15 protein-coding genes are annotated in these 16,141 nt (G+C 60.4%); 5 read left to right on the forward strand and 10 right to left on the reverse strand.

Going from position 1 to position 16,141, the window contains the following annotated elements:
- Positions 1 to 11: 11 nt before the first annotated feature.
- A complete protein-coding gene (locus MUN79_RS25535) occupies positions 12 to 1,070 on the reverse strand; it encodes an acyltransferase family protein (RefSeq protein ID WP_244675317.1) in 1,059 nt (352 codons plus the stop codon).
- Entirely contained in the window at positions 1,058 to 1,195 is a 138-nt protein-coding gene (locus MUN79_RS25540) for a hypothetical protein (RefSeq protein WP_244675318.1), read from the reverse strand. Before MUN79_RS25540 ends, MUN79_RS25535 begins: the two co-directional genes overlap by 13 nt.
- Positions 1,196 to 1,387: 192 nt before the next feature.
- On the opposite strand from MUN79_RS25540, the gene MUN79_RS25545 reads away from it, so the two are divergent.
- Positions 1,388 to 1,816, forward strand: coding sequence for a Fur family transcriptional regulator (locus MUN79_RS25545; protein WP_244675319.1), 429 nt, complete (start codon positions 1,388 to 1,390; stop codon positions 1,814 to 1,816).
- Positions 1,817 to 1,889: 73 nt separating this feature from the next.
- Here MUN79_RS25545 and MUN79_RS25550 read toward each other — a convergent pair whose 3' ends face one another.
- The 7 genes from MUN79_RS25550 to MUN79_RS25580 form a co-directional block, all read right to left on the reverse strand.
- The gene (locus MUN79_RS25550; RefSeq protein ID WP_244675320.1) at positions 1,890 to 2,660 is read right to left on the reverse strand and encodes a RagB/SusD family nutrient uptake outer membrane protein; all 771 of its coding nucleotides are present in this window, start codon (positions 2,658 to 2,660) and stop codon (positions 1,890 to 1,892) included.
- On the reverse strand, positions 2,657 to 3,553 hold the full coding sequence (locus tag MUN79_RS25555) for a RagB/SusD family nutrient uptake outer membrane protein (protein ID WP_244675321.1): 897 nt from the start codon (positions 3,551 to 3,553) through the stop codon (positions 2,657 to 2,659). The genes MUN79_RS25550 and MUN79_RS25555 overlap by 4 nt, the downstream gene beginning before the upstream one ends.
- A 46-nt stretch (positions 3,554 to 3,599) precedes the next feature.
- Positions 3,600 to 6,584, reverse strand: coding sequence for a SusC/RagA family TonB-linked outer membrane protein (locus MUN79_RS25560; RefSeq protein ID WP_244675322.1), 2,985 nt, complete (start codon positions 6,582 to 6,584; stop codon positions 3,600 to 3,602).
- Between the two features lie 374 nt (positions 6,585 to 6,958).
- Entirely contained in the window at positions 6,959 to 8,497 is a 1,539-nt protein-coding gene (locus MUN79_RS25565; RefSeq protein ID WP_244675323.1) for a glycoside hydrolase family 10-like protein, read from the reverse strand.
- Between the two features lie 377 nt (positions 8,498 to 8,874).
- A complete protein-coding gene (locus tag MUN79_RS25570) occupies positions 8,875 to 9,621 on the reverse strand; it encodes an arylamine N-acetyltransferase family protein (RefSeq protein WP_244675324.1) in 747 nt (248 codons plus the stop codon).
- 175 nt (positions 9,622 to 9,796) lie between these two features.
- A complete protein-coding gene (locus tag MUN79_RS25575; protein ID WP_244675325.1) occupies positions 9,797 to 10,084 on the reverse strand; it encodes a hypothetical protein in 288 nt (95 codons plus the stop codon).
- Between the two features lie 70 nt (positions 10,085 to 10,154).
- Positions 10,155 to 10,466, reverse strand: a complete 312-nt coding sequence (locus MUN79_RS25580; protein WP_244675326.1) for a hypothetical protein — start codon at positions 10,464 to 10,466, stop codon at positions 10,155 to 10,157.
- A 154-nt stretch (positions 10,467 to 10,620) separates the two neighbouring features.
- Between MUN79_RS25580 and MUN79_RS25585 the strand changes: the two genes are divergently transcribed.
- The 4 genes from MUN79_RS25585 (at position 10,621) to MUN79_RS25600 (ending at position 14,750) form a co-directional block, all read left to right on the forward strand.
- On the forward strand, positions 10,621 to 11,691 hold the full coding sequence (locus MUN79_RS25585) for a SusC/RagA family TonB-linked outer membrane protein (RefSeq protein ID WP_244675327.1): 1,071 nt from the start codon (positions 10,621 to 10,623) through the stop codon (positions 11,689 to 11,691).
- Between the two features lie 59 nt (positions 11,692 to 11,750).
- Complete coding sequence (locus MUN79_RS25590) at positions 11,751 to 12,608, forward strand: rhomboid family intramembrane serine protease (protein ID WP_244675328.1); 858 nt, start codon at positions 11,751 to 11,753, stop codon at positions 12,606 to 12,608.
- Between the two features lie 130 nt (positions 12,609 to 12,738).
- On the forward strand, positions 12,739 to 13,668 hold the full coding sequence (locus MUN79_RS25595) for a T9SS type A sorting domain-containing protein (protein ID WP_244675329.1): 930 nt from the start codon (positions 12,739 to 12,741) through the stop codon (positions 13,666 to 13,668).
- Entirely contained in the window at positions 13,665 to 14,750 is a 1,086-nt protein-coding gene (locus MUN79_RS25600; RefSeq protein ID WP_244675330.1) for an esterase/lipase family protein, read from the forward strand. The genes MUN79_RS25595 and MUN79_RS25600 overlap by 4 nt, the downstream gene beginning before the upstream one ends.
- Before the next feature lie 998 nt (positions 14,751 to 15,748).
- On the opposite strand, the gene MUN79_RS32105 is transcribed toward MUN79_RS25600, so the two are convergent.
- The gene (locus MUN79_RS32105; protein ID WP_375378273.1) at positions 15,749 to 16,141 is read right to left on the reverse strand and encodes a DUF5110 domain-containing protein; all 393 of its coding nucleotides are present in this window, start codon (positions 16,139 to 16,141) and stop codon (positions 15,749 to 15,751) included.

Below are 16,141 nucleotides of genomic sequence, written 5' to 3' on the forward strand. Positions count from 1 at the left end.
CCACGCTATGCTCAGACCTTGATGATGATGCCGCGCCGGTACATCACCCAGAGCACCCCGAGCCAGATCAGCACGCAGGCCAGGCCGCCGGCCAGTGAAGCCAGGTAGGGGTCGGCAATGTAGGGCACGAAGAAGGTCTGGTAGAGCCAGTTCTGCAGGCCAGTGGGACCCTGCTGGCCCGTAACCTGCCACCGGTTCAGGCCACGGGCCAGCAGGCTGGAGAGGAAGAAGGCGGTAATGGCATTCACGCCAAAAGCGACGAAGGGCGTGAGGCCGCGGCGGTAGTTCTGCACGTCAATCAGCCAGTAAAAGGCGGCTAGCGTTAGGGCCGCAATGCCGCCGGTATACAGCACGAAGGAACTGGTCCACAAACTTTTGTTGATAGGAAACCAGCTATTCCACACCAGTCCCAGCAGCAGGGCCGCGCCCCCGGCCACAAAGAGCCAGGCTACCCGCGAAGCTGCGTCCAGGCGCTGTAGGCGCAGCAGCTGCCCGGCCAGCAAACCCAGCAGGCCTGTTCCCACGGCCGGCAGCGTGCTGAGCAGGCCTTCGGGGTCCCAGGTTTTGCTTTCCTTCCAGAGGTGAGCCTCGCCTAGCACGAGCCGGTCGAGCCAGGCGCCCAGGTTGGTGGCCGGCTCTAGGTTAGCGGCTCCCACACCGGGCACGGGGACCAGCTGCAGCAGCACGTTGTAGCCCACCAGCAGCAGGGCCAATACGGCCAGTTGCTGCCGCCAGGTAGTTTTCACGAACAGCACTCCGCAGGCCAGAAACACCAGGGCAATACGGGCCAGTACGCCCGGAATCCGGACGGTGCTCAGGTCCCAATCAAGAAACAGGGAGGCAAACAAACCCAGCCCGAACAGCACCGCCGCCCGCCGCGCAATGCGCCGCAGCAGCGGCCCGTGGGGCGTGACTTGCCGGGCCGAGTCCAGGGCATAGACGATGGACACGCCCACGATAAACAGGAAAAAGGGAAATATCAGGTCGGTTGGCGTGCAGCCGTGCCACTCGGCGTGGGCCAGCGGGGCGTAGATGTGGCCCCAGTCGCCGGGGTTGTTTACCAGCAGCATGGCCATGACGGTAAGCCCCGAAACACGTCGAGCGAGAGCAGGCGGCCGGGCAGCGTAGCAGTGCGAGGCTCGGGGACAACGGCAGCAGTAGCGGAAACCGGGGCAGTGGCGGACGAATGGGACATAGCAGAAAAATAGGGCTTGGATAGTTATTCGCGGCAGAGCTTTGGGCCGCTGAACGCCTGGCTAAGATGGCGAAATTCGGCATGTCAGCCACTGTGCGCACTTTTTGGCCGTAGCGTTGTTACTCCGGGGCCGGATTACTCCCGGGCGGTGCATTCGCGCTTCGGTGCCAACCTCGTACTTTTGGAAACTTCATGGCAACTCCCGACCACATTTCGCTGACTCTCGCCCGCCACGGCCTCCGCCAGACGCCCATGCGCCGGGCGGTGCTGGCCGTGTTGTTCAGCAAGGCCTTTGCCCTTTCCAGCAACGACATCGAGCAGGCGCTGGAAGCCGACACCGACCGGATTACCCTCTACCGCACCCTGCGCACCTTCGAGCAGAAGGGCGTTATTCACCGGGTGCTCGACAGCTCCGACGTTATCCGTTTCGCCGCCTGCTCGGCCACCTGCACCGAGCAGGCCCACGCCGACGACCACGTTCACTTCAAGTGCTCCGTCTGCCAGCACACGTACTGCCTCAACCAGGTTGCAATTCCGGCCGTGCAGCTGCCCGGCGGCTTCCAGGCCGTTCACCGCGACTACCTGATGTCGGGTGTGTGCGAGCAGTGTCACGCGGTGTAGAAAGCAACGCTAGTTTATAAAAAAAGGCCCGTCTGATATACCAGACGGGCCTTTTGCTTGCAGTGCTTCGCTCCTACCGATAGTTGGGGTTCTGGATAAACTCGGTCTTGTTGGTTACGGCATCCAGCTGGCGCTGCGGAATCGGCCGCACCAGGTGGTAGTCCTGAATGCTGGCGCCGGCTTCGGGGTTGTTTTTCTTTACCCGCTCCACCAGCTTGCCCGTGCGTTTCAAATCAAACCAGCGCAGCTGCTCGCCGGCCAGCTCCCGGGCCCGCTCATCCAGGATGAAATCCAGGCTGAGGTCGGCGGCGGCAATGCGCATGTCGGCTACTTTGCCGGGCAGGGCAGCCCGTTCCCGCACCGCGTTGATCTGCTTGACGGCGTCGGCGGTATTGCCCAGCTTGAAGTTAGCTTCGGCCGCCATCAGGTACACGTCGGCCAAGCGAATCACGTAGGCGTCGCGGGCGCTCTGCTCTTCCTGGGGCGTGGGCCGGGTGGGGTCGTCAAACTTGCGCAGGCACACGTACTGCAGGCGGTTCTTGCCCGTGCCGTTGGCATTGTAGATGTCGTTGACGTCGTAGATGCGGTACTTTTTGGCGTTGCGCACAGCTGTGGAAACCACTTTTTTAGTTGCCAGAATAGCCGTGTCGCCTACTGCCAGGGGTTTGGTGCCCGTCGTGACGGCCGTGTTGGCCAGCCACACCGTGCGGAAGGAAGCCGCGTAGCGCGAGTCCTTGGTCTCATCAAACAGGTTGAGCAGGAACTTGGTGGGCATGAAACGGTTGAACGGCCGGCCGTTGGCAATGTCGCGGCTCATGCCGGGCTGGTCGTCATACTTCATCATCCACACCAGGTGGCCGTTGTTCCCCCGCGGGAGTGGCCGTCGGGGTAGAGGTTGGCATCCACCCGGTCGTTCAGGGTCAGGTCGCGGGAATAATTCACGGCCCACACGATTTCCTTGTTTTCCAGGTTGCTCATCGACCACAAATCGGCGTAGCGGGGCTGCAGACTGAAGCTGTAGCCAGAAATAACCTTCTGGGCCAGCTCGGCAGCCTTTTGGTTGTCGCCCCGGGTCAGGTACATCTTAGCCAGGAAGGCCTCAGCGGCCGGCTTGGTCACGCGGCCGTACTCGGTGGCGACCTGGGGCGTGTTGGGCAGGTTGGCTACGGCAATAGCCAAGTCTTCGAAAATCTGCTTGTAGAACTCGTCCACCGGGGTGCGGTTGGCCGTTTTGACTGCGCCCAGGGTTTCGGCAGTGGTGAAGTGCACACCGCCCCAGCTTTCCACGATGTGCCAGTAGTAGAAGGCCCGCAGGAAGCGCAGCTCGCCTTCCCGGACTTTCTTCGTGGCGTCGCTCATACCCGACTGCCCTACCCGGCTGATGCCGGCGTTGCAGACGTTGATGCCGATGTAGAGCTTGCTCCACAGCGACTCCACGGCCCGGGAGCTGGATTGCAGCGTGGTGTAGTCGGTCAGGTCGGGGTTTACGTCGCCGGCCCCGCGCAGCCACAGGTCGGTGCCCATTTCCGACATGCTGTAGCCGTCTTCCTTGCCGTACCACCAGCGGGTATAGGAGTAAGCGGCATTCACCAGATTGTCGAAGCCGGCCGGCGTGGTATACACCGATTCGGGTGTCAGGCCCGAGGGATTGTACTCTTCCAGCTGCTTTTCGCAGGAGGTAAGTCCGGCCAGCGCTACGGCCGCCAGGGTGCTATATATGTATTTCGAGAATTTCATGAGGCTCGTCTTTGAGTATGACGCTTAATTTCTGACAACTAGCAACTTAACCCTTAGAATCCCAGGTTAATACCGGCCAGTACGACGCGGGGAATGGGCGTCGTGATGGGGCCGCCCGCTCGGGGTCGTAGTTGTCGATTTTGCTGACGGTGTACAGGTTCTTGCCCTGCACGTAGATGCGGGCCGAGCCCACGCCCACTTTCTCCAGCCAGCCCTTGGGCAGGTTGTAGCCCAGCGTTACGCCGCGCAGCTTGGCAAACGAACCCTCGCGGTACTGCAGCGTGGTGCCGTAGAGGCTGTTCTGCATCGTCGATTTCGAGAGGGCAGCGTCGGGGCGGGGGTACTCGTTGCTGGGGTTTTCGGGGGTCCAGTAGTTGTGCACGCCGCTGTTCTCAATGCCCTGGGGGTCGAAGATCTGGGCGTACTCGTAGTTGATCATCTGGCCGATGCGGGCAAAGACCTGAAACGAGAGGTCGATGCCTTTGTAGCTGAAGTCGCTGTTGAAGCTGCCGCTCCACTTGGGCACGGCCGAGCCGAGCACGCGCCGGTCGTAGGCGGCCGAGATTTTGCCGTCCGGCACGCCGTCGGGACCCGAAATATCTTTCACCTTAATCTGGCCGGGCTTCTGGCCGAAGGTTTTGGCTAGGTCGGCCTCGTCGTTTTGCCAGATGCCGATTTTCTCGTAGTCGTAGAACACGCGCACGGGGTAGCCCACGAAACGGTTGTTGACCAAATCGTCGGCGCCACCCAACTCCAGGATGCGCTCCTGGTTTTTAAACCAGGTCACGCCCACGTTCCAGCGGAAGTCGGGCGTTTCTACGGCCAGGGCATTGATGCCTACTTCCACGCCCCGGTTGCGGGTTTGCCCGATGTTCTCGATGATGTTGCCACGGCCCGTGGTCGAGGGCAGGAAGTTGTCGAGCAGCAGGTCTTTGGTCATGGTCTCGTACACGTCGATGGAGCCCGTAACGCGGTTGCGGATCAGGCCGAAGTCCAGGCCGACGTTTTTGGTCCAGGAAATCTCCCAGCCCAGCTCGGTGTTGCCCACGCGCTTGTCGAAGCCATAGCCAGCGGCGCTGGTTTCGCCGAAGCTGTAGGGAATGCGCGTCAGCACGCTCTGCGATGAATACGGGTCCACGTCGTAGTTGCCGGCCTTACCGTAGCTCACGCGCAGTTTCAGGTCAGTTACGGGCGTTAGGCCTTTCATGAACTCCTCGTCGATGATGCGCCAGGCCACGGCGGCCGAGGGGAAGAAGGCAAAGTTGTTGCCCTGGTAGAGCTTAGAAGAGCCGTCTTCGCGGGCAGTCAGCGTGAGCAAGTAGCGGCTCTTGAAGCCGTACTGCACCCGGCCGGTGAGGGAGAGCAGCTTGCTGCGCGTCAGGTTGGTGTAGGGTGTCACAACCTGGGCGGCGTTGGCCAGGGCGTAATACTGCTGGTAAGGCACCGGAATACCGCGGCCCTGCGCCGTCGATTTTTCCAGGTTGAACGTCAGCAGCGAGGTGACGCCGGTGGCCGAAATGGAGTGGTCCCCGAAAGTCTTGTTGTAGTTCAGGATGTTTTCCCAGCTCCAGTTGGTTTCGAAGCCGGTGCCGTAGGAAGCCTGGTTGACTTGGCCGTTCCGGTCGATGGAGTACTGCCCCTGGTAGATGCCGGTGCGCTCATTCGACAGCGTCAAACCCACGTTGGAGCGCAGGTTCAGGTTGGGCAGAATCTGGTAGCTCACGTAGGCCGTCGAGAACGTGCGGGTCCGGCGGGTGTTGTTGGAATACGCGTCGGTCTGCTCGTCGGCCAGCGGGTTGAGGAAGGCCGCGTTGTTGGGGTAGTTTACGAAGTTGCCGTTGGCGTCGTAGGGCGTAAACAGCGGGTTGATTTTGTTGGCCAGGTTGGTAGGGTCGCGCCGGGCGTCGAGGTTGTAGTAGGTGAGCTGGTTTTGCAGGCCGATGCGCACCTTGTCGTTGATGGCCTGGTCGATGTTGGCTCGGAAGGAATAGCGGTTCAGCTTGTCGTTGCGGAACAAGCCCTGCTCGTTGTAGTAGTCGCCGGAGAGGTAAAACTTGGTTTTCTCCGAACCACCACCTACGCCAATCTGGTGCTCTTGCTGCACGCCGTTGCGCAGCAGCAGGTCGGCCCAGTCGGTGGTTGTGCCGTTGGCAATGGCCTGCAGTTCTAGCGGCGTGAAGATTTTCGAGTCGTCGGCGGGGCTGCTCCAGTTGCCGGTAGTGCGGTTGGCTTCCCGCTTCTGGGCCACGTACTCGGCCCCGTTGTTCACCTTGGGGTAGTATACCTTGTCGGTGATGCCGTAGTAAGAGTTCAGGGAAATGGTGGTTTTGCCGGCCGCCCCTTTCTTAGTGGTCACGATGATAACGCCGTTGGCGCCCCGGGCCCCGTAGATGGCCGTGGAAGCGGCGTCTTTCAGCACTTCCATGCTCTGGATATCATTGGGGTTGATGTCCTGGATGGAGTTATACTGCACCCCGTCCACGATAAAGAGCGGACCGTTGCTGGCCAGAATAGAGCGGTTGCCGCGCACGGCAATGTTGACGGCTCCCCCGGCCGAGCCGCCGGCGCTGGTGATATCCACGCCGGGCAGGCGGCCCTGCAGAGTTTCCATGACGTTGGCGGCCGGAATCTTCTTCAGGTCGGCTTCCTTCACCGACACGATGGCGCCCGTCACGTCACTTTTCTTCACCTCTCCGTAGCCGATTACCACCACTTCATCCAGAGCCTTCTGGTCGGTTTTGAGCCGAACTTTTACCGTATTGGAATTATCCACGGTCACCGTCTGAGCCAGGTAGCCTACGTAGCTGAGCACCAGTGTAGGCTCGGTGCCGGCGGGCAGGCTCAGCGAAAATCCCCCGTTGGCATCGGTACCGGTACCGATGGTGGTGCCTTTCACCACTACTGTCACGCCGGGCAAGCCCTGGCCCGAGGCTTCATCAAGTACTTGTCCGGTGAGCTGCCGAGCCTGCTGGGCCCAGGCCTGCCCGGCTAGGCCGAGCAGCAGCACCATAAGTAGTAACCAGTTTTTCATGAGGAAAGGGGTTGGGTGGAAAGTTAGATTTGTCGAAGAACCAACGGGCGTGAGTTAGCACGCACCTCTCTCATAAGGTTGCCGTAATCAGCCAGAAACCACAGAATTAACTCGGATTATTTTATGCAAACGTTGTCGGGAACGTTGCCAAATAGGGTTTTTAGGTTGCTTGATGAGTAATTACTCACTCCCAGATGCTCGAATGGATGGCGAAAAGCACCAAAAAGCCTTACCCAAAGCCATATAATAATTGCACTATATAGATAATACCTCCTCCACTGCTGCTAATCAGAGCTATACCCAACTCATTACCGCTGGCAGCCAACAAAAAAGCCCGGCTGTCGGGCCGGGCTTTTAGAGCGGTACAGATGCACTCACTTTTTACCAAACAACCGGGCAAAAAAGCCGCGCTTCTTGGTTTTGACTTTCACTTTGGTCTCCGTTGCGGTTTCTGCGTCGGCCTGCACTACCGCCGGACGGGGTGTGGGTACCGGCCGCGCCGGCGCAGGTGTAGCCGTCGGCGCGGCTGTGGGCGCTTGGGCCACGATGATTTCGGCCGCCTTGCCCTGGGTGGTCACCCGCACCGGAGTGCTTTCGTTGTGCAGCCGGTCCACGGCCGTGAGGTAGTAGGCGTAGTCGGTGCCGGGCGCGGCACTGGTATCGACCAGCATGGGCGCGGTGCCGGGGTGGTTTTGCACCAGGGCCACGATGTTGCGCGGGTCGTCGGGAGTAGGCTGCTGGTCTTTGGTGAAGCGGTACACCACGAAGTAGCGGGCCACGTCCCCATCGGCCGCCACCGGGCCGGGCTGCCAGCTCAGGGTCGTAACAGCGCCGGCCCGGGTCAGCACCAGGTTCTGGGCTGGGCGGGGCGGCACGGCATCGAGCCAGGGCATGGTGGGTACCAGGGCTGGGTAGCGAAACAGATTCTGGCGCAGCGAGTCGCGGGTGTGCAGCGGGTTGGACATCAGGGAGCGGGCACTGAAAAACACGCTGCCGCTGACTTCGGTGGGGTACGAGCGGTTGAGGCGCACCTGCCGCGGCAACTCGCGCGGGTTGCGCCAGGTCGTGTCGGAGCGGGTGTTTTCCAGCATGCGGTAAGCGCCCTGCCCGATGTAGAGGTGGCGGCCAAAGTGGTTGCGTGTCCACCACTCCAGCAGCGTGGCGTAGGGCACCAGCTTAAAGTTGGTGCTCCAATACAGCTGGGGCACGATGTAGTCAATCCAGCCTTCCTGCAGCCAGAGGCGGGAATCGGCGTAGAGGTTGGCGTAGCTGGGCTGCCCGGCCCGGGTGTCGGAGCCCTCGGGGTGGGCCGACTTGTTCATCCAGACGCCGAAGGGCGAAATGCCGAACTTCACCCAGCGCTTGGTGCCCTGAATCGTGTCGTGGAGACCGGCAATGAGCTTGTTCACGTTCTGCCGCCGCCAGTCGGCCAGCTTTAGGCTGTCGGGATTGTACTGCTTAAACGCCACCTCGTCATGGATTTTCAGGCCCGGCTCGGGGTACGGGTAGAAGTAGTCGTCGAAATGCACCCCGTCAATATCGTAGCGGCGCACCACGTCCAGAATGACCTGGGTAATGTAGTTGCGGACTTCGGGCAAACCGGGATTGAAGAGCAGCTTGCCGCCGAAGCGCAAAAACCACTCGGGGTGCTGCTTAAACGGGTGGTTGGGAGCCAAGCGGCGCGTCACGGAGTCCATGCTGGCCCGGTAGGGATTAAACCAGGCGTGAAACTCCATGCCCCGGACGTGGGCTTCCTCAATCAGAAACGGCAGTGGGTCGTAGGCCGGGCTGGGCGCCTTGCCCTGCTGCCCGGTCAGCCACTTGCTCCAGGGCTCCAGCTCACTCTGGTAAAAGGCGTCGGCGGCGGGCCGCACCTGCACAAACACGGCGTTGATGCCATTGCGCTGCTGCACATCCAGAATGCGGCGGTACTCGCGGCGCTGCTGCTCGGGGTGAGGGTGCGGCTGCTGGGCCAGTCAATATTCTCCACGGTGGCAATCCAGACCCCGCGCAGCTCACGCTTGGGCGGCCCGTCCTGGGCCCGGAGCGGCCGGCCGAAGCCGAGCAGAATCAAGAAGAAAGCAATCCAAAAAGCAGTGGGGCGGCCAGCGGCAAACAGTCGGAACATCAGCACAGAAACGGAGAAAACGTCTGCAAATTACGCACCCCGTAGCCGCCCGCCGCAGTTGCCCTGCTAAAATCGGGCGCTGAAGCTGAATTGCCGGCGCAGCATTTGCAGAAAACCCGGCTCATCCCTTTAAATGCACCCTTTGGCCCGCATGGGGTTATGTTAGAGCTGTATGCCGAAATACTGCCGCAGGGCTTGGTTAAACTCCGCCGGGCCGGCAAGCTCGGTTTCGGTCAGCTTCTCCCCTTCTTTTAGCCGAAGGGTGTTGCCGGTAATCGTGATTCGCCCGCTGGGAGTGGCCAGGGAGCACAGGCGCTTTTGGGTGAAGTGCGACGCCGGGCTGGTTTGGTGAAAGTGGCACATTCCGGCAAATTCAGTTAGCTCCCGCGGCGTTTCACTGAACAGGTATTCGGGCCGAAAGTCCGTGCCGTCGAACTTTTGCACCAGCAGATACTGCTCATCGTGGCGGATCAGCCGGAACCGGCCACGCGGGTCGGTTTGCTCCTCGTCGAGCCGGAGCGCCAGCGGACCCAGGCTAAACTCGCCGAAACCTACATCGACCAGGTAATCGGTGCCGGCCAGGGTGACGATGCAGGCCATATGGTCGAATTCGGGCCCAAATCCGTTTTTGGCGCTGTGCACCCGGCCCGAAATCAGCTTGACCTCAAAGCCCAGGGCCCGCAAGAGTTTGGCAAAAGCGCCGTTGAGCTCGTAGCAAAACCCGCCGCGCCGCTGCTCCACCACTTTGGCGTAGCTGCCGCCCAGCTCGATTGGGCGGCTTTGGTGAATGTCCAGGTTTTCGAAAGGCACCCGGAATAAGTGGGCCGCCTGCAAGTCCCGCAGGGTTGGCAAACTCACGCTGGTTGCTCCAGCATACTGTAGGCGGTCCAGATACGGCTGCGGATTCATGGCAAGAAGGCGGAAAGTGAAGCGGGCCAATATAAGGCCGGGCACGGCTTCCCATTCAACCGCGGATTCGGAAACTACCGAAGCCCGGCCGAACCCGCGCATAAAAAAACGCCGCTCCGGCTGCGAGCAGCGGCGGAGCGGCGTTTTTCAAACGTATTGTGGAGGCCGAAAAGGCTTAGTTGTGGTTTTTGCGGGTATCGGCTTCGTCTTTGTTGCCGCCTTCCATGCCGTTGGTCTGGCTGGCGTCGCCGTACTCGCCGCGGATACCGTCACCGTTGCCCATGTTGCTCTGGGTGCTGGTGGTGGCATCATTTTGCTGGTCCTGCTCTTCCTGCTGGGCTTTCTGGGCGGCAGCAAAGGCCTCGTTCTTCGAGGTACCGTCCTGACCGTGGTTGGTGGTGCTTACGCGCTGAGCGCCGCTGTCTTCGGACGTATTGTTGGGGTTATTGGGTTTGTTCGACATGATGAGAATAGATTAGGTGGGGTGGAAAGAAGAAGCCAGTATAGCCTCAGGTAAAAAGATGGGCCGGGTGCTACAGCTGCGGCACCTGCCCGGTTTCGCCGCCCGATACGCCGGTGCCGGCCGAAGTGGAACTGCCGCCCACGTCGCCGTCGGCCGCGTTGCCGGGCTGGTCGTAGTTGGGGCCGGTGCTTACGCGCTTGCCCTTGATTTCGTGGCCGCCTTCAGTGCCGCCGCTGCCGGAGTTGTCGTCGGCATTAAGGCCGCGTAGGGCCTCGGTGGTACCGGGCGCCTGCCGGCCCTCGGGCTGGCGCTGCTCCGACTGCGAAGTACTGGCCTGCTGAATGTTGCGGCCGTCAGTGGGTATTTCCTCAGGATCTTGCATGAGCTGGTGGGGCTAGTTGGGAAAGCACCGCCGCGGGGCCGTGCCTTGGTCTATACGCCGATGGGCCGGGCTGGTTTAAGGCCGGCCGCTGGTTTTGCCCGCGGTTTTTACCAACTTACGGGTTGATACGTGCTCGTATAGTTCAGCTTCGCTCATGTCTGCCCCGCTTTCTCCGAACTCTGATTTCCTGCTTTCCAAAACCGACGCGGAGCTGCTGTACCTGGTACAGAACCCGGGCTTTTACCATGCCGATCTAATCGTCCGGGCCCGGCACGAGCTAAGCCGCCGGGGCATCTCGGTAACTCCGCCGCCCCCACCGGCCACCGCCGGCGCCGCGGAGGCTTCCTACGAAGAAGCCCCGGCCCGCAACTGGCTGGTGCCGGCCTTGGGCGCGGGCCTGGTACTGGCCGCAGCCGGCCTGTTCTTCTGGCCCACGGCGCCCCAGCCGCCGGCGCCGGCCAAGCCGAAGCCGGCGCAGCTGGTAGCGGTGGCCACGCATATGCTACCCTCGTTCGACTCGCTGACCACCGTGCAGCTGCAAACCATGCCTACTACCCTGCCCGCTGCCGAGCGGGCCGATACCACCGCCCAGCGCAAGTTCCTGATTCTGGCCCGCCGTTTCTGGGAAGCCGAAAATCAGTCGAGCTACCTGTTCGACCAGGTGGTAGCCGAAAAAACCGACGCTACCTTTCCCGGCCACGTGGACATAGCCCTCGACAAGTGGCGGCGGCTGACCAGTGCCCTCGTGTACAGCCACCGTCTGCAGCCCACCATGCTGCGGGAGCTCAGCCAGATGCATCACGTGGCTACTATTCGGGTGACGACCCTGGAAGCCCAGCGCAATGCCTACAAAGTGGGGGCCCCGGTGCTGAATGAGTATGCCATGCTCATGAACGACTCGGTGCTGTACATGCGGCAGGCCTTGCTGGGCGTGCCAGTGGCGCAGCGCCTCAAGCCGGGCACCGTAACCAAGACCCACGCCCGGGTAGCGCCGGCCATGCAAATCCTAACCGAGCTGCCGCCTACCCGGCCCGGCCACAACCCGGTATACGTGCTGGACGGCGAGCTGCTGGCCAGCGACCCGCAAACCGGTGAGGCCCCAAGCCAGGTAACTCGCCTCGACCCCGCCGACATTGAGCGGGTGACGGTGCTGGGGCCCGAAATGGCGGTGCGCACGTTTGGGCCCCGGGCGCACTCCGGCGCCGTGATTGTGACTACCAAGTAAAGGCTGACCCGGCCGAGGAAGAGCGCCGCCGCCAAACTTTTCCCGTTCTTCCGGCTTTTATGACCACTATGGCTGCCGAGTCAACATTAGCCGAGCTATTCGCCCAGAAAACCGATGCGGAGCTGCTGTACTTTGCCCAGAATGCCCGCCGCTACCCGCCAGCCCTGGGCGCGGCGGCCGTGCGGGAACTGCAGCAGCGCGGCCTGGTACCCACCGAGCTGGTTGAGCCCCACCAGCCCGCAGTACCACCAGCCGCCGAGCAGCCCTGGTACCAGCTGGCCGCCGACACGCTCGGGCGCCTGCTCTGGCCTTCGACCTCCTACTTTGGCACCCCGCTCCTGCTAGCCCTGAACTTCCTCGTGTTTGGCCTGATGGTGGCTGCGGGAGTAGATGCTTTCCAGCCCCGGGCCACCGACCTCATTAGCTGGGGTTCCAACTTTTCGCCCCTGAGCCTGCATCAGCAGCCCTGGCGGCTGCTGACCAGCTGCTTTCTACACGGCGGACTTACCCATTTACTACTTAACAGCCTGGCCCTGCTGTTCCTGGGTCGGCTGACGGAATTCCTGATCGGGCCGCTCCGGCTGCTGCTGATCTACCTGCTCAGCGGGGTGGGCGGCAGCCTGACCAGCGCCTGGTGGCACACGCTGGGCGTCAACTCGGTGGGGGCTTCCGGGGCTATTTTCGGGCTGTACGGCCTGCTGCTGGCCCTCGCTCTGACGGGTGCCGTGCCGCTGAGCCGGCAGCAGCGCTACGGATTGTTCTGGCTGATTCTGCTGCTTGTACCCAGTCAGTTGCAGGCGGGACTGGAAGGCAGCGGCCCGACTGACAATGCGGCTCACCTTGGGGGCTTACTCACGGGTAGCCTGCTGGGGCTGCTTTACGCACTATTCACGCGCAAGCCGGCTCCAGTAAAATAGTGTCACCCTAAGATGTGATTGTACTTCATATAAACTATGTTCTACCTTTGGCCAGCTGGCAACCCCCAGCCCCGTTTTCACATCTAGCTTAACAAAACGCATTACTCATCTACCTTTTTACTTACGTGCTATGAAAAAAACATTCGTACGCCTTTTCCTGACGGCTCTGACCACTGCCGTAACCCTGACTGCGGCCTCGGCCCAGGCTCTGTCGAACGGCACCCTCGAAAACTGGGAAACCCGCGGCCCCTACCAGGCGCCCACCGACTGGTTCACGACCGATGACGTAGCCCAGGCCGTTATTCCCGGCTTACCCTTTGCCGTGAATGCTACCACCCGCACCACCGACGCCCACGGCGGAACCTACGCGGCCCGGCTGGCCAATACCAACAACGTGCTGCTTGGTATGCTCCCCGGTATCTTGGGCATTGGGGGCACTGTTAACCCGGCCTCTAACACCATCGGAGGCATTTCCTTCACCGGCCGTCCGGCCCGTGTGGAGTTCTTTTACAAGCTTACCGGTGCCAACGCCGCCGCCGACATGCCCGCCGCTCAGGTGGTTCTGACTAAAACCGTAAATGGCCAGCAGAGCCTGGTAGCCAGCGGTGAACTGCTGATTACCCCCGCCAACGGATACACCCTGGCATCAGTACCCCTGGAATACGAGTCCTCCATTGCTCCGGACACCATCCAGATCATCTTTTCATCCAGCACTGCGGACGAGCCCATGGCTGGCACCGTGCTCTTCGTTGATGACGTGACCGTAGCCGGTACGGCCCTGGCTACCGTGAATGCTGCACGCAATGCAGCCATTACTGTGTCTCCAAACCCCAGCAACACGGGCCTGTTTACGCTCAGCACCGCCCGTGACGCCAGCTGGACCCGCTCGGCCTACACCGTTACCGACGTAGCGGGCCGGGTAGTGTACCGTGGCGCGGCGGCACCCGTCAACGCTACGGGCCAGCGCACCGTAGACCTACGGGGGCAAAAGGCCGGCTTGTATACCCTGCGCCTTGATACGCCCGAAGGACCGGTAGTTCACAAACTCCTGCTGCAGTGACCGATATAACCTCACCTTCCGGTGATTCTTCCGACCGCCCTTCGCGCTGGCGCCGATTCTCGGCGGCGGCCCGAAGGGCGGTTTCGCTTCCGGCTCAGGGCCTCGACTACCTCTACCACACCGGGCAGTCGTACCGCCACTTTACTCTCCCGATTCTCAACGGAGCCATCGGCGACCAGCTAGCGGCCCGCCACGATCCGCGTGCCATCCAGATGAGCTTCCGCCAGCTGGGAGCTGATGTGGCCGTGGCCGACCTGCACCTGCCCGGTCCGCCGCTCACGACCGTCGTGTTTTTGCACGGCCTGATGGGCGACGAGATGATCTGGCAAACCGGCACCCCGGATACGCCCCGCTACGGCCCCTTATTGCAACGCGAAGCCGGAGTGCGTTGCCTGTACCTCCGCTACAACAGCGGCTTGCACATTTCTGAGAACGGCCAGCAGCTGGCCGAATTGCTTACCGAACTGGTAAATCAGCATCCCGAAGGCGTGGGAGAATTGGTGCTGGTCGGGCATTCGATGGGTGGTCTGGTCATCCGTAGCGCGGGCTACTATGGCACGCACCCGGCCGATGGGCCGTCCCTGGAGTGGGTGCACCGACTACGGTCAGTGTTCTTGCTGGGCGTGCCCAACGAGGGGTCATTTCTGGAGCAGAACAGCCACCTGACTTCCGTGATGCTGCGCAAAATAAACGTGGCTCCGACCCGCTTTCTGAGCAAGGCCATGGACCAGCGCAGTAATGGTATCAAAGACCTGCGTCATGCTTTTCTGGTGGATGCCGACTGGCAGAGTCCCCACGCCGACGACTTGCTGATGCCGCCCCGCACGGTCGTTCCGCCCCTGCCCGGGGTGCGCTACCACGTGCTGGTAGGTTCCCTGCTCAAAACGGCTACCTCAGCGCTGCATCACTACTTCGGCGACGGACTGGTAGGGGCCGGCAGCGCCTTAGGCCGCGTGTTTGGGGACCCGGCCCTGCCCCCGAGGCTCAGGTGCAAACCCGGGTGTTTGCCCAGCAAAGCCACGCGGGTTTACTTTCTAACCCGGAAGTCTACCAGTACCTGCGTGAACAGCTATAAGCATTAAAACGCAGTGCACGTACTTAGCACATAAAAAAACAACCCAGCCGTTAATCGGCCGGGTTGTTTTTTATAAATAACAATACCTAATAATTAAAAATACGTTTAATAACTATAATACTAAATAACAATCAATATAAAATATCAATAAACCTTACAGCTCAAATAATATAAAATCAAACATGTTATTAATAACGGAAGTAACCCTAGTCCAATAACGCTTTTTCATATCCTTTTGCTTATTTCGTTGTTGAGTTCTTAGTGCCTTTCTGATGATACAAACATAAAGCAGGCCTGAGCTGATTTGAAATTTATTACACCAAGCCGGGCTTTCTAAGGACCAACCTCCTGTTCGGATACCTATCCGGCTGATTTCGGGTTCGGCAGGGCTGTGCGGCAACCAGTGCACAGAAATAGCACATCAGGCAAGCCTATCAATGGCTACTATTGGGCTTCCGCCAGGACTTCTTCACAGTTCGCTCTGGCGCCGGAGGCTTACTTGCCCCGCTGCTTCACCCCTACACGAAGAGGCCGGCCCGGAATAATCCCGGACCGGCCCTTCATAAAATAATTAATCCTAATAAAATAGCTATCTACACTAATAATAAACTGCTGCTTAACAATAACTTTAACCTAACACTCACTTGCAATAAAATAACAACCTATAAAATTCACAGAGTTAAAAAATAGAGCACTTCTCCCGACTTATAATTTCAAATTACTTACAACGTTATAATTCAGCTATGCAACTGGTTTACCAGATTATAAAACACTCTATAAAATACCTTTTATCTGCTATTCCCTTTGTGATGATACAAACATAGCATCAGCCTTCAGCCAATTGAAATTTATTACACCAATACCCGCTTTGGCAGGATAAACGGGCCCGATAGCAGGGAGCTACCGGCCGTAGCAACCGAACGAGCAAGCACGAAAAAGCCCCGGGCCGTCAAATCCGACCCGGGGCTTCCATTCTGGCTAGGCGGCCGTAGCGCCACGTCTGGGCTAGCTGACTTTGCCCGTCAGGCTTAGCGTAGTGAAGGCACTAGTGATGCTCAGCGCAGGCACCAGCAGCCCCGTTTCGGTAGTTTCCTCGGTTAGAGTGGCGTCCGTTCCATCAACCGCGGCTTGAGCAGCAGTAAAGCTTAGGCCGTGGAGCAAGACGCGGTAAGTGGTGAAGCTGGGCTGGTAGTCGCCTTCCGTGGCCTGGGTGATGGTCAGGCTGGTGGCGGTGCCCGTTACGGTAAAGCGGCGGGTGGTGCTTTGGCCTTGCTGGTAGCCGTAGCCTTCGCCCCCGTCGTCGTAGACCACGCTGGTTTCGGAGCCTTGCTTGTAGTACACGTGCAGGGTCAGCTCTTCCACCTTTTTCTCGCCCACATACTGCATCAGCGGGTACAT

The organism is Hymenobacter cellulosilyticus, from assembly GCF_022919215.1.
GTDB lineage: Bacteria > Bacteroidota > Bacteroidia > Cytophagales > Hymenobacteraceae > Hymenobacter > Hymenobacter cellulosilyticus.